Annotated in this window: 10 protein-coding genes and 1 pseudogene; 6 read left to right on the top strand and 5 right to left on the bottom strand. The window is 71.5% G+C overall.

What is annotated here, in order from left to right:
• Positions 1-39: 39 nt before the first annotated feature.
• Positions 40-249 (top strand): annotated as a pseudogene (locus ACIQRL_RS10630) (tyrosine-type recombinase/integrase); the annotation flags it as partial.
• A gap of 77 nt (positions 250-326) precedes the next feature.
• On the opposite strand, the gene ACIQRL_RS10625 reads toward ACIQRL_RS10630, so the two are convergent.
• Entirely contained in the window at positions 327-1088 is a 762-nt protein-coding gene (locus tag ACIQRL_RS10625; protein WP_401329796.1) for a phosphoglyceromutase, read from the bottom strand.
• Between the two features lie 195 nt (positions 1089-1283).
• On the opposite strand from ACIQRL_RS10625, the gene ACIQRL_RS10620 reads away from it, so the two are divergent.
• Positions 1284-2621 (top strand): MDR family MFS transporter, encoded by a 1338-nt coding sequence (locus tag ACIQRL_RS10620; protein ID WP_401329795.1) that lies wholly within the window; start codon positions 1284-1286, stop codon positions 2619-2621.
• 91 nt (positions 2622-2712) lie between these two features.
• Here the strand turns inward: ACIQRL_RS10620 and ACIQRL_RS10615 are convergent, their stop codons facing one another.
• Positions 2713-3189, bottom strand: a complete 477-nt coding sequence (locus tag ACIQRL_RS10615; protein ID WP_401330792.1) for a DUF2000 family protein — start codon at positions 3187-3189, stop codon at positions 2713-2715.
• A 232-nt stretch (positions 3190-3421) separates the two neighbouring features.
• Here ACIQRL_RS10615 and ACIQRL_RS10610 point away from each other — a divergent pair, with 232 nt between their 5' ends.
• A complete protein-coding gene (locus ACIQRL_RS10610; RefSeq protein WP_401329793.1) occupies positions 3422-4213 on the top strand; it encodes an AraC family transcriptional regulator in 792 nt (263 codons plus the stop codon).
• A 24-nt stretch (positions 4214-4237) separates the two neighbouring features.
• Here the strand turns inward: ACIQRL_RS10610 and ACIQRL_RS10605 are convergent, their stop codons facing one another.
• The 3 genes from ACIQRL_RS10605 to mshA all read right to left on the bottom strand — a co-directional run bounded on the left by ACIQRL_RS10605 (position 4238) and on the right by mshA (position 8476).
• Complete coding sequence (locus ACIQRL_RS10605) at positions 4238-6001, bottom strand: glycosyl hydrolase family 28-related protein (RefSeq protein ID WP_401329791.1); 1764 nt, start codon at positions 5999-6001, stop codon at positions 4238-4240.
• A gap of 135 nt (positions 6002-6136) precedes the next feature.
• Positions 6137-6658, bottom strand: a complete 522-nt coding sequence (locus ACIQRL_RS10600; RefSeq protein ID WP_401329788.1) for a YbjN domain-containing protein — start codon at positions 6656-6658, stop codon at positions 6137-6139.
• Between the two features lie 480 nt (positions 6659-7138).
• Positions 7139-8476, bottom strand: a complete 1338-nt coding sequence (gene mshA / locus ACIQRL_RS10595) for a D-inositol-3-phosphate glycosyltransferase (RefSeq protein ID WP_401329786.1) — start codon at positions 8474-8476, stop codon at positions 7139-7141.
• A gap of 423 nt (positions 8477-8899) precedes the next feature.
• Here mshA and ACIQRL_RS10590 point away from each other — a divergent pair, with 423 nt between their 5' ends.
• From ACIQRL_RS10590 to ACIQRL_RS10580, 3 genes are all read left to right on the top strand, one after another.
• Positions 8900-9685, top strand: coding sequence for a class I SAM-dependent methyltransferase (locus ACIQRL_RS10590; protein ID WP_401329784.1), 786 nt, complete (start codon positions 8900-8902; stop codon positions 9683-9685).
• A gap of 571 nt (positions 9686-10256) precedes the next feature.
• Positions 10257-11348 (top strand): NlpC/P60 family protein, encoded by a 1092-nt coding sequence (locus ACIQRL_RS10585; RefSeq protein ID WP_401329781.1) that lies wholly within the window; start codon positions 10257-10259, stop codon positions 11346-11348.
• A gap of 403 nt (positions 11349-11751) precedes the next feature.
• On the top strand, positions 11752-13080 hold the full coding sequence (locus ACIQRL_RS10580; protein ID WP_401329779.1) for a PP2C family protein-serine/threonine phosphatase: 1329 nt from the start codon (positions 11752-11754) through the stop codon (positions 13078-13080).
• Positions 13081-13346 lie beyond the last annotated feature (266 nt).

The following is a 13346-nucleotide window of genomic DNA, read 5'->3' as shown; positions in this document are numbered from 1 at the left end:
TCCCAGTCCCCCGAGCCTGGACAGCCGTACGCCGAATCCCGTGAAAACGGCATGCACGCGCTGCGGCACTTCTACGCGTCCGTGCTTCTGGATGCTGGGGAGAGCATCAAGGCTCTCGCGGAGTACCTCGGGCACTCCGACCCGGGTCTGACGCTGAAGGTGTACGCGCACCTCATGCCGAGCAGCCGGGACCGGGCCCGGAAGGCTCTCGGCGAGGCACTCCGACCGCCGCAGAAGCCGCCGCGCTGAGGTCCCACAGAGGGCCCAGGCCGTGAAAACGCCCCGATCCGCGCCATAAGCGCAGGTCGAGGGCGTGATCGCGGAGGTTACTTCTTCTTGCCCTGGTTCTTGACCGCCTCGATCGCCGCCGCTGCAGCGTCCGGGTCGAGGTAGGTGCCGCCCGGGTTGAGGGGCTTGAAGTCGGCGTCCAGCTCGTAGGAGAGGGGGATGCCGGTGGGGATGTTCAGGCCCGCGATGTCGGCGTCGGAGATGCCGTCGAGGTGCTTGACCAGGGCGCGGAGGCTGTTGCCGTGGGCTGCGACCAGGACCGTACGGCCGGTCAGCAGGTCCGGGACGATGCCGTCGAACCAGTACGGAAGCATGCGGACGACGACGTCCTTGAGGCACTCCGTCTGCGGGCGCAGCTCCGGCGGCAGCGCCGCGTAGCGCGCGTCGTCGAACTGGGAGTACTCGGAGTCGCGGTCGAGCGCCGGCGGCGGGGTGTCGTACGAGCGGCGCCAGAGCATGAACTGCTCCTCGCCGAACTCGGCGAGCGTCTGGGCCTTGTCCTTGCCCTGCAGGGCGCCGTAGTGACGCTCGTTCAGGCGCCAGCTGCGGTGGACCGGGATCCATTGGCGGTCCGCGGACTCCAGGGCCAGCTGCGCGGTGCGGATCGCGCGCTTCTGGAGCGAGGTGTGGACCACGTCGGGCAGCAGGCCGGCGTCCTTGAGCAGCTCACCGCCGCGTACTGCCTCCTTCTCGCCCTTCTCGTTGAGGTTGACGTCCACCCAACCGGTGAACAGGTTCTTCGCGTTCCATTCGCTCTCGCCGTGGCGGAGGAGGATCAGCTTGTACGGTGCGTCGGCCATGGCTCCGAGCGTAATCGAACCCCGCGACCGCTCGCGCCCCCGGCCATCAGTCGGACACGGGAACCCCCGCTTGGCCGCGCCGCCCCCACTTCGGCGTCCTTCAGTTGACGGCATCTGTTAATTGAGTGGCTCTCCGAGACAGCTCCCTCGTAAGTTGTGATCACCGCCTGAGCCGCTTACATCCGTGGGGGATCCATGCCAGCCGCCGTCATGAGACGTGCCGTCCGGGAGACCGTCTCAGGGCTCCCCCGCGAGTTCTGGTGGCTGTGGACCAGCACGCTGATCAACCGGCTCGGGGCCTTCGTCGCCACCTTCATGGCCCTGTATCTGACCCTCGACCGCGGCTACTCCGCCTCGTACGCGGGTCTGGTCGCGTCCTTGCACGGCCTCGGCGGCGTGGTCTCCTCGCTCGCCGCAGGAGTGATGACCGACCGGTTCGGCCGGCGGCCCACCCTGCTCGTCGCGCAGGTGTCGACGGCCGGCTCGGTCGCGTTGCTCGGCTTCATGCACGACCCGGTGGCCATCGCCGCGGTCGCCTTCCTGGTCGGCATGGCCAGCAACGCCTCCCGGCCCGCCGTGCAGGCGATGATGGCCGACATCGTCCGGCCCGAGGACCGCGTCCGCGCCTTCTCCCTCAACTACTGGGCCATCAACCTCGGTTTCGCCGTCTCCTCGATGGGCGCCGGCTTCATCGCCGAATACAGCTACCTCGCGGGCTTCCTCATCGAGGCCGGCATGACCCTCGTCTGCGCACTCGTCGTCTTCGCGAAGCTCCCGGAGTCCAGGCCCGTACAGGCGGCCAAGGAGACGGAACCCGCGGTCGGGCTCGGGACCGTGCTGCGCGACGGACGGTTCATGAGCGTCGTCGGGCTGTCGTTCCTCGTCGCCCTCGTCTTCCAGCAGGGTTCCGTCGGACTGCCGGTCGCCATGGGCAGGGCCGGTTTCACCCCGGCCGACTACGGCACGGCGATGGCCGTCAACGGCGTACTCATCGTCGCACTCCAGATCCCGGTCACCCGTTTCATCGAGCACCGGGACCCCAAGCGGCTGCTCGTGATCTCGTCGCTGCTCGCCGGGTACGGGTTCGGGCTCACCGTCTTCGCCGGGTCGGTCGGGGTCTTCACGCTCACCGTCTGCGTGTGGACCCTCGCCGAGATCGTCAACGCCCCGACGCAGACCGGTCTCGTCGTCCGTCTCTCCCCCGTCCACGGCCGTGGTCGCTACCAGGGCATGTACACGCTTTCCTGGGCCCTCGCCGCGCTCATCGCCCCGGTGATGTCGGGTGTCGTCATCGACCGCTTCGGCGCGGCCTGGCTCTGGGGGCTGTGCGCGGTGGTCGGTACGGCGGCGGGGCTCGGGTACGGGCTGCTCATGCGCCGGCTCCCGGCGGAGGAGTCGTCGGTGCGGGAGCCGGTGCGGGAGTCCGTACCGGAGCCTGTACGAGGGTTCGCGCCGGACTCCGTGCGGGAGCCGTCCCAGGGCGCCGGAGCCGGGGCCGGAGCCGGGGCCGGGGCCGGAGTCATCCCGACCTGAGGAAACCGGTCCAGGGACACCCCGACCTCGGGACACCCCGGCCTCGGGGCCCGGAGGGTGCAAAGGCGCCCTCCGGGAAAGCGTCCGCACCTCACGGATGCATCCGCGCCCCCTTCACCACCTTGTCCACCGCGTTCCGCGGCCCGTACACCGCGAGTCCCGCCAGGTCCAGTCCGCCGGTCGGCACGGCCCGTACGGCCGCGCGGTTGTCCCGGTCGTTTCCCGTGGTGAACAGGTCCGACGTGAAGACCGAGCGGGGCAGCACACGGGACAGTGCGCGGCCGTGGGCGGCGGTCAGCGTCTCCTTCGACGCTTCGAAGACCAGCACGGGCTGCCGGAACATCGGAAGGTAGGACACCCCGTCGGCGTCCTCGTACGGCTCCCCGATCACCTCGGAGACCGCCGTCCCCAGGCCGCTGACGAGGAAGGCGGTCACATTGAGCCGCTGCCAGGGCTCCAGGTCGTCCCGCAGGACGACGGCGATCTTGGTGTCGAAGCGGACGGGTGCGTCGCCCGAAGGACTCAGCCCGATCCGGCTGTTCGCGCCGCTGGTACCGGAAGGGTCCATGTCGCTCTCGGCGCCCGCGCCGGACGGGCTCGTGTCGCTCTCGGCGCCCGGACCGGACGGGCTCGTGTCGCTCTCGGCGCCCGGACCGGACGGACTCATGTCGCTCTCGGCGCCCGGACCGGACGGGCTCATGTCGCTCTCGGCGCCCGGACCGGACGGGCTCATGTCGTTCTCGCTGCTCATGCGAAGAGACTGCCGACCCGCGTGCGCCCTCGTCTTGTACGTTCTTTGCATGGCCCCTCAGCGCGAGATATCCGCGTGGCGCCCGAGCGTCCCCGGCATCGTCGAGGTCTTCCACGCGCACTACACCGAGTACGCGTACCCGATGCACGTGCACGAGGCCTGGACCCTGCTCATCGTCGACGACGGCGCGGTGCGCTACGACCTCGACCGGCATCAGCACGGCACCCCGCACGACACGGTGTCGCTGCTGCCGCCGTACATCCCGCACAACGGCGCGCCCGCCACCGAGGACGGCTTCCGCAAACGGGTCCTCTACCTCGACAGTTCCCGCCTGGCCGACGACCTCATCGGACCGGCGATGGACGGGCCCGATCTGGTGGAACCCGTACTGCGCCGCCGGGTCGGCCAGTTGCACACGGCACTCGCGCACCCCGGGGACGAACTGGAGGCCGACAGCAGACTGACGCTGATCGCGGACCGGCTGCGGGGTCTGCTGCGCCCCCGGTCCGCCGAGGAGCTGTCGCGCCCCGACCGGCCGCTGGCCCACCGTCTGCGCGCGCTCCTCGACGAACGGCTCGTCGAGGGGATCGCCCTCGACGAGGCCGCACGGCTCGTGCCCGCCCACCCCGCCCATCTGGTCCGGGCGTTCAGCGGCGCGTTCGGCATCGCCCCGCACCAGTACCTGATGTCCCGCCGCGTCGACCGTGCCCGCCGCCTGCTCCTGGACGGACGGCCACCGGGCGAGGTGGCCGCCGCGACCGGCTTCTACGACCAGTCCCATCTCACCCGCCATTTCCGGCGGTTGGTGGGCGTCACCCCGGGACGGTACGCACGGTCGTGAGCCCGGCGGGGGAAGCGCCGTGATCTAGAGATCGCGCTGGGCCTCGTACAGATTGCGCGGCCGGACGACGTCCGTCGTGCCGTACAGCTCCAGTCGGGAACGCAGGTCCCCGGTGAAGTCGGGTACGTCGATCTGGTCGAACTCGGTGACCTCGTTGACGCCGACGGTTGCGCTGCGGGGGGCGAGGCCGTCGATCTTCACGAGGCCGGCGCGGCCGTTGGTGACCCGGATGTTCCAGTGGGTGAAGCGCGCGCCGAACAGGGGCCCGGCGGAGGCGTCGCCGCCGTGCCGACCGTCGTTGTCGACGGTGATGTCGGTGCGGACGTTCGCGAAGGGCAGTCCGCGGTGGGAGTCGAAGGTGCCCATCCGCATGTCGCCGCGCGACCATACGTTGTACGAGGACAGGCCCTCGACGTTGATGCCGTGCAGTTGGGTTCCGGCGGGCGCGGGGACGGTGCGCTCCTCGACGGTGAAGTCCACGATCAGGTTGTCGTGCGAGCCCTCGCGGCAGAAGTACGGATGGTGCGAACCGCGTCCGGCGACGGTCGTGCGGCGCAGGGTGCAGGCTGAGGCGGCGACGAGGCCGAATCCGTTGTCGACGTGGCGGACCGTGACGTCGTCCACCCAGCAGTCGTAGGCGCATTGCAGGACGACACCGTTGTAGCCCTTGTCGAGGAGGTGCGGGGACTGCGGTGTCTCCACCGCCTCCAGGGTCAGCCCCTCCACCCCCGAGCCCGTCAATTCCTCGACGTGCGTGGTCAGCCGCGGATCCCACTCCGGGCGTACGTCGAGCGGGAGGGGGCGTTCGAGGGTCACCCTCCGGCCGCGCACACGCGCGACGCGGACGGGCCACTCGTAGGGCACGTACGAGGTCAGTTTCGTCTTGTCGTCCCAGAAGTACGCCTCGGGTCCGGGTCCGTCGCCCGACATGTGTTCCAGGAGGGTGTGGTCGGCGTCGTCGGCGAGACGGAGGAGGACGAGCGTGCCGGGGCGCAGTTTCGAGGCGTCCGCGACGGTGACCGTCCAGGATCCCTGGCGTGCGGGCTCGACGGTCGTGAGGGTCTGCCAGGCGTCGCGTCCGTTGCCGGTCCAGCCCTCGAAGGGCCACGCCTTCGCCCTGATGGCGGCGACGAGGGAGTCCCAACGGGCCGTGGGGGCGAGCCAGATGAGGCCTCCGGCCCAGGACCAGGACGACTTGTCGCCGCCGTAGCGGGATCCGTAGACCCCGATCAGTTCGGTGAGGTTCCTGGTCGCGTACAGCGTCGTACGGCCGCTGCCGGCGCCCCGGAGGACCACGTTCGAGTGACCGATGTGGATCAGGTCGTCGATGCGGAACGTTCCGGCGGGGAGGGTGACCGTGCCACCGCCGGCCCTTCCGGCAGCGGCGATGGCACGGTTGATCGCGGGAGCGCAGTCCGTCGTTCCGTCGTCGGCGACGGCGCCGTGGTCACGGATGTCGGCCACGACGGGGCGGCGGGGGAAGCGCGCCGCCCCGCCGCGCGCACCGGACCTGCCGACGTACGGGATCTGCGGGTGGGTGAACGGGGAGCGGGTGAACTCGCGCCAGAGCGCAGGGACTTCGCCGCCCGGCCGGGCGGGTGTTCCCGGGGCGCCCCCGGAGGTCGCGACGGCCGTCGCCCGCGCGGGTGACGGCACTGCCGCCGTGGCTCCGGGCGATGCGGCCGCCGTCGCCGCCGTCGTGCCGGTCACGGCGGTGGCCGCCACGGCCGTGGCACTGCCGAGCAGGGCCCGTCTGGTGATCCCCGCGTATCCGTTCCTGTCGGTCATGCCCGTCCGCCCTTCCATGTGGCGCTCATGCGGCCTCATGCGACTTTTCATGGATGTGAACGACGTTCAGATCTGCGTCGGCGGCGAGCATGCCACGCCAACCCCGGGCACGGAAGGGGTCACGTAATGCTTAATTCACGGAGGGCAGCGGTCAGTTGGCGGGGCGCTGCGTGAGGGCCGCTGGGTCAGATGTGTGAACGCGTCCAGATTGCGCGTCGACTCGCCGCGGGCCACCCGCCAGGCGTACTCCTTGCGGATCGCGGAGGCGAAACCGAGTTGCAGGAGCGTGTTGAAGGAGCCGTCGGCGGCTTCGAGGACGGACCCGAGGAGACGGTCGACCTCCTCCGGGGTGACGGCGGTCAGCGGCAGCTTGCCGACCAGGTACACGTCACCCAGGGAGTCGACCGCGTAGGCGACCCCGTAGAGCTTGAGGTTGCGCTCCAGGAGCCAGCGGTGAACCTCTTCGTGGTTCTCGTCGGGGTGGCGGATCACGAAGGCGTTCAGCGACAGCGAGTGTTTGCCGACGATCAGCGAGACCGTCGTCGAGAGCTTGCGGGTGCCGGGCAGTTTCACGACGTACGAGCCCGCCCCGGGGCTCTCCCACTCCAACTCGGCCTCGGTGAGGACCCGCTCGATGATCGACGCTGCGTCAGCCATGAGGCGAGCGTACGTGACCCGCGGCGGGGGCGACGCGCCGGTCAGACGGGGTGCGGCCACTGTTCGCGCGGCCCAGGAGCCGGGCGCGGAACCACCAACGAGCCGCGGGACGCACCCGCCGGACGGACCGCGCGGGCCAGACGCGGCCCCGCCATCGGGCATGGGCACCGGCCATCAGACGTAGGACGCCGCCGGACGGACCCGCGAGGGGTCAGGCACGGCACCGCCGTCGGGCATGGACAGCCGCCATCAGACGTAGGACGCCGGCGGCGGGCAGACCCGCGCGGGTCAGGTACTGCACCGCCATCAGACGTAGGAAGCCGCCGTTGGGCAGACCCGCGAGGGGTCAAGGCGCGGCACCGCCGTCCGGCAGACCCGCGCGGGGGCAGGCGCGGCACCGCCGTCCGGTGTAGGGAGCCGCCATCAGGCGTAAAACGCCGCCGCCGGACGGACCGCGCGGGGCAGGAGCGGGACGCGTCGTCAGGCGTGGGACGCCCGGATCCCACGTCGGTGGTCCTGGGTCGCCGCCGTGTACACGTCCGCCGTGGCCGCCGCCGCGGTGTCCCAGCCGAACTGCTCCGCGTGCCGCGCCGCGGCGGCACCCATACGGGTCACGAGCGTCTCGTCGTCGGCGAATTCGCCCAGCACGCGCGCGTAGTCGGCGGGATGGTGGCCGGGAACCAGGAAGCCGGTCTCCTGGTGGCGCACGGCCACCGGCAGGCCGCCCACCTCGGCCGCGAGCACCGGCGTACCGGCCGCCTGGGCCTCGATGGCGACGAGCCCGAAGGACTCGTTGTACGAGGGCATGACCAGCACGGACGCGGCCCGGAACCAGTCCGCGAGCTGATCCTGTCCGACGGGCGGCCGGAACCGCACGACATCGGCGATGCCCAGCCGCGCGGCCAGCTTCTGGAGCCCTTCGGGCTTGGCGAGCCCGCTGCCGCTCGGACCGCCCACCACGGGGACGACGATCCTGCGGCGCAGTTCCGGGCGCTCGTCGAGCAACACGGCGACCGCGCGGAGCAGCACGTCGGGCGCCTTCAGGGGCTGTATGCGGCCGGCGAAGAGGGGGATCAGAGCGTCCTGCGGCAGGTCGAGCCGGGCGCGGGCGGCGGCGCGGCCGTCGGCGGGCCGGAAGCGGTCGAGATTGACGCCCGGGTGGACGACGGCGACCTTGCCGGCCTGCGCTCCGTAATGGCGTACGAGTTCGTCGGCCTCCTCCGCGGTGTTCGCGATGAGGCGGTCGGCGGCGCGCACGATCTGGGTCTCGCCGATGACGCGGGCGGCGGGCTCGGGGGTGTCGCCCTCGGCCAGCGCCGCGTTCTTGACCTTGGCCATGGTGTGCATCGCGTGCACCAGGGGCGCGCCCCAGCGCTCGGCGGCCAGCCAGCCGACGTGGCCGGAGAGCCAGTAGTGCGAGTGCACGAGGTCGTAGTAGCCGGGGCGGTGACCTGCCCAGGCCTGCATGACGCCGTGGGTGAAGGCGCACAGCTGGGCGGGGAGGTCTTCCTTGGCGAGGCCTTCGTAGGGACCGGCGTCGACGTGCCGGACGAGGACACCCGGAGCCAGCTCGACGCTCGGCGGGAGGGCCGCCGTGGTGGCCCGCGTGAAGATCTCGACCTCGATGTTGATCGCGGCGAGGCGCTGGGCGAGTTCGACGATGTATACGTTCATCCCGCCCGCGTCGCCGGTGCCCGGCTGGTGCAGGGGCGAGGTGTGCACGGAGAGCATCGCCACGCGACGGGGCCTGCGATGCAGCCTGAGCCGTGAGGGTGCCGCCGGAGAGCGACGCCCGAGCCTGCTCACGTACTGGCTCACGTGGCGTTCCTCCTCGCTCCGGGCATGCCTGCCGGAGGACGTGTCACGCCCTCCAGGTGATGGAACGCCGGAGGTGTCCGCCCCATTTCCCCTTTGCCGAATCATTACCATTGATCGCTCAACCGTTCGATCCCACGATGCGTCTGCTTCCCTGCCGGCCAGGGATTGCGCAAGGGTTTCCCCAGCGTCTCCGTCGGCGTTCTCGCGGGTTCTCGGCCACGGTCTCCGCCGGGTTCCCGTCAGGTTCCTGGCCGGGTTCCCGCCCGGGTTCCGCCAGGTTTTCCACAGCGGGCCGCAGGCGTCCTCAGGGTTGTCCACAGGGTCGCCCGGCCCCCGCCGGGGCCGCCTACTCTCGTACGCATGACAACCCGCGCAGCGCCCCTCCCTCCCTCTCGGCTTCGCTCGAGCAGGGGTACCCCCATCGTGGGTACGGTGACGCGCGGGACGACGAACCCCAACCGGCTGCGCCGCATGGACCGCTGGATCGCGGCGGTGCACGGCGCCGAACTCCGCAGGACGCCGGAGCCGGTGGCGGTCGACCTCGGCTATGGCGCCGCGCCCTGGACGGCGGTCGAGCTGCTGACCCGGCTGCGCGCCGCCGCACCCCGCACCCATGTCTTCGGCGTCGAGATCGAACCGGCACGGGTCGCCGCCGCCCGCCCGTACGAACGCGAGGGTCTCGCCTTCCGGCACGGTGGCTTCGAGGTCCCGGTGCCGGGCCGGCCGCACCTGATCCGGGCCGCGAACGTCCTGCGCCAGTACGACGAGGAACAGGTCGCCGACGTCTGGCGGCGGCTCTGCGCGCGGCTCGCGCCGGCCGGCCGCGGCTCCCGGGGCGGACTGCTCGTCGAGGGCACCTGCGACGAGATCGGCCGTCGGCACGTGTGGGTCGCCCTCGGCCCGGAAGGCCCGCGCACGGTCACGTTCGCCACCCGGCTCGGCTCGCTCGACCGTCCGTCCGACCTGGCCGAACGGCTGCCGAAGGCGCTCATCCACCGCAATGTTCCGGGCGAGCCCGTGCACACCTTCCTGCGCGACTTCGACCGCGCCTGGGCGGCAGCCGCGCCGTACGCCGCGTACGGCGCCCGGCAGCGCTGGATACGCACGGTCCGCGACCTGACGGCCGACTGGCCGGTCACGGACGGGATCGCACGCTGGCGCCAGGGCGAAGTGACCGTGCGCTGGGAGGCGTTGGCACCCCGCACCTGACCGGGCGCCGCACACCCCGCGGACCACGACAGCGCCCGGCGCGGTGCGGACCGGACGGACCAGGAGCCACGAGCCGATCGGCCCACGAGCGCCCGAGCTGATCGGCGCACGAGCGCCCGAGCCGATCCGCCCAGAAGCGTCCAACCGATCGGCCCGCGCGGGAACCGCGAACTCATCGGCCCGCGCGGGAACGGCGAACTCATCGGCCCGCGCGGGAACGGCGAACTCATCGGCCCGCGCGGGAACGGCGAACTGATCGGCGCGGAACGGCGAGTCGATCGGCACAGGGACGCCGAGCCGATCGGCACGGAACGCCGAACCGATCCGCCCAGGCGGCCGGGAGGCGGCGAGTGCGTGTCCTGCGGGGAACGATCTCGGTGAGTCGCACGTCACACAGGCGGGGGAATGAGATCGTCATGCCGAAGCGGGCCCGGGGGAAGGGAGTTCGTGCCCGCCTCGCACGCGAGGGGAAGGGAGTTCTTGCCCGGCTCTGTCGCATTGCGCGTCGACATGGCACGATCCCCCAGGCGTCCGTATGTTACTGACGGTAAATCAGTTTGGGGGCGGAGTAATGGGATCCGGCAAGGGGAGCCTGACCACGGCGGCCATGGCCCTGGCCTGCGCATGTGCCTGCGTGGTACTGGCGTCACCAGGGACGGCCTACGCGAGCCCGGCACCGAAACCGGCGCCGCCCAGAACTCCCACGGCGATCCCGGTTCCCGTGAGCACCAAGGACCTTGAAGCCGTCCGCAAGAAGCTGGACAAGCTCTACCACGACGCGGCGGTCGCCACGGACGCGTACAACGCCGCCGAGGAGAAGGCCCAGAAGCAGTCCGCCGAGATCATCGGTCTGGCCCAGGAGATCGTCAAGGGCCAGGCGCGGCTGGACGAGTTGAAGGACCGCGCGGGCGCCGCGGCCCGAGCGCAGTACCGGGGCGGCGGGCTGCCGCCCGAGGCGCGGCTGTGGCTCAGCAACGACCCGCAGGAGTTCCTCGACGGCGCGGGACGGGTGCGGCAGGGCGAGCACGCCACCAAGGGACTGCTCGACGAGATGGCGCGCACCCAGCAGGACTTGCAGCAGTACGCGAAAGACGCCTCCGCGCAGTGGCGGAAGCTGGAGGGCGACCGCGAGGCCAGGGCCGAGGCCAAGAAGAAGATCAAGCAGCGGATCTCCGACGCCGAGAAGCTGGAGTCCCGGCTGGAGAAGAAGGAGAAGGAACGGCTGGCGAAGCTGGAGGAGGAGGCCGCGTACCAGGCGCAGTCGGTCTGGCTGAGCTCCGGCGTCCTCGCGGACATCAAGAGTGACGCGTCCGAGCAGGGCAAGAAGGCCGTGAAGTTCGCGACCGACCAGATCGGCAAGCCGTACGAATGGGGCGCCGAGGGCCCGAGGACCTTCGACTGCTCGGGGCTCACCTCACAGGCCTGGGCGGCGGCCGGTCACCCCATCCCCCGCACCTCGCAGGAGCAGTGGAAGCAGCTCAAGCACGTCGACATCAAGGACATGCGCCCAGGGGACCTGATCATCTACTTCGACGACGCCAGCCATGTCGGGATGTACATAGGGGACGGCGCGATCGTGCACGCCCCGCGCCCCGGACGCACGATCACGATCACGGGGGCGGGTTCGATGCAGATCCTCGGCGTCGTACGGCCGGACGCGTAGGACGGGACGCGCAGGTCGGGGCGCGCAGCAGGGCGCGTAGGACGAGACGCGCAGGACGCCGCGCACGTCACCCGCGCGTCACCGCACAGAACGCCCTGCAACGTGCCCAAAACCGCGAACCGCGAGAGGCGTCACGCGATGCCACGGCACGCGTGACGCGCCGCACGTGACGCACAGCACGGTTGCCCCACCCTCGCAACCCCGGGGACGTGACCTTCGTCATCCCTGACGGAACCGCGTCCTGTCCAAGTGCGTTACGGGATGCGGCATATGACGGTGGCCCTTCGCCGGACGCCGCGCCGTCCGCCATTCCGTTGCGGCACCGGCGGGCGCTATGGTCCCCGTCGGTGGGTCGAGGTCCTTCGACCACCACGCCCTCGGGGGGAGGGAAGGAACCCAGACGATGCCCGTACCCGTACCGCGGCAGAGAGCGATCCCGGCCGTGGAAAGTGGTCAGGCTCAAGCCGTGTTCTCACCCGGCGGCCCATCCGGAGACATCACCGGCGGCCCCGCCGGGACAGCACCGGAAGCCCGCACCACGACCCCGATCGCCGGCACCACCAACCTGACTCTCCTGGTCATCGAAGACGACCCGGCGGGTTCGCTCGGCGTGCCCGAAATGCTCGACGCGGCCGGCAAGCCGATCCGGATCCGTACCGCCCGCAACCTCACCGAGGCCGAGCGGCTGCTCACCGACGACGTCCACTGCATCCTGCTCGACCTCGCGCTGCCCGCGCCCGGCCGGGCGGCGGACGGCGCCGACGAGCTGGCGACGCTCAAGCACGTCCTGCGCCTCGCGCCCGGCCACGCCGTCCTCGCGCTCACCGCGTCCGGCGACGCCGAGCGCGGCACCGAGGCGGTACGCGTCGGCGCCCAGGACTACCTCTTCCGCGACGAGCTGGACAGCCGGCTGCTCAGCCGCGCGATCCGGTACGCGGTGGAGAGGAAACGTTCCGACAAGGCCGAGCGGCGACTCACCGAGTCCAAGCTGCGCGCCCAGGAGAACGCCCGTCTGGAGCGCGGTCTGCTGCCGACCCCGCTGCTGGAGGGCTCCCCGCTGCGCTTCGCCGCGCGTTACCGTCCGGGCCGCTCCCGCGCGCTGCTCGGCGGGGACTTCTACGACACCGTGCGCACGGCCGACGGCACGGTGCACGCGATGATCGGCGATGTCTGCGGGCACGGGCCCGACGAGGCGGCGCTCGGTGTGGAACTGCGCATCGCCTGGCGCGCGCTGACGTTCGCGGGCCTGTGCGGAGACGAACTCCTGTCCACGCTGCAGCAGGTCCTGGAGCACGAGCGCGAGAACGACGAGATCTTCGCGACGCTGTGCACCGTGGACATCGCGCCGGACGGCCGCCGCGCCGGGCTCTGCCTCGCCGGTCACCCGTCGCCGCTGATCGCCCGTCCGGGCCGGCCCGCCCAACTGCTGCCGTACGAGAACAACGGGCCCGCGCTCGGTCTGCTCCCGAACGCCCGCTGGCCGCGCATGCAGGTGGAACTGGGTGCCGCGTGGAGCCTGATGCTCTACACCGACGGTCTGATCGAGGGCCACACCGGCGTGGGCAACGAACGCCTGGGCCTGGACGGCATGGTGGCGATGGTCCGCCGCCAGCTCGCCCAGGGACTCCAGGGCGAGGAGTTGCTGCGCGCGGCGGTGAACGAGGCCCGCGAACTGAACGGCGGGGAACTGGCGGACGACGTGGCGGTACTGCTCCTGGACAGGACGCCGTAGCGCCCGCGTCGCGAGACATGCGGTCCACCGCGTCCGCCGCGTCGCGAGGCATCGGGTCCACCGCGTGCGCCGTGTCTCGGGCCGTGGGTCCCCGCCGTGTCTCTGGCGGTGGGTCCCCGCGCGTCTCGGGCCGTGGGTCCCCGCGCGTCTCGGGCCGTGGGTCCCCGCGCGTCTCGGGCCGTGGGTCCCCGCCGTGTCTCTGGCGGTGGGTCCCCGCGCGTCTCGGGCCGTGGGTCCCCGCGCGTCTCGGGCCGTGGGTCCCCGCG

It is taken from the genome of Streptomyces sp. NPDC091209, assembly GCF_044757755.1.
Classification (GTDB): domain Bacteria; phylum Actinomycetota; class Actinomycetes; order Streptomycetales; family Streptomycetaceae; genus Streptomyces.
The sequence above is the reverse complement of the archived record's forward strand: the minus strand, read 5'-3'. Positions and strand labels throughout refer to the sequence as shown.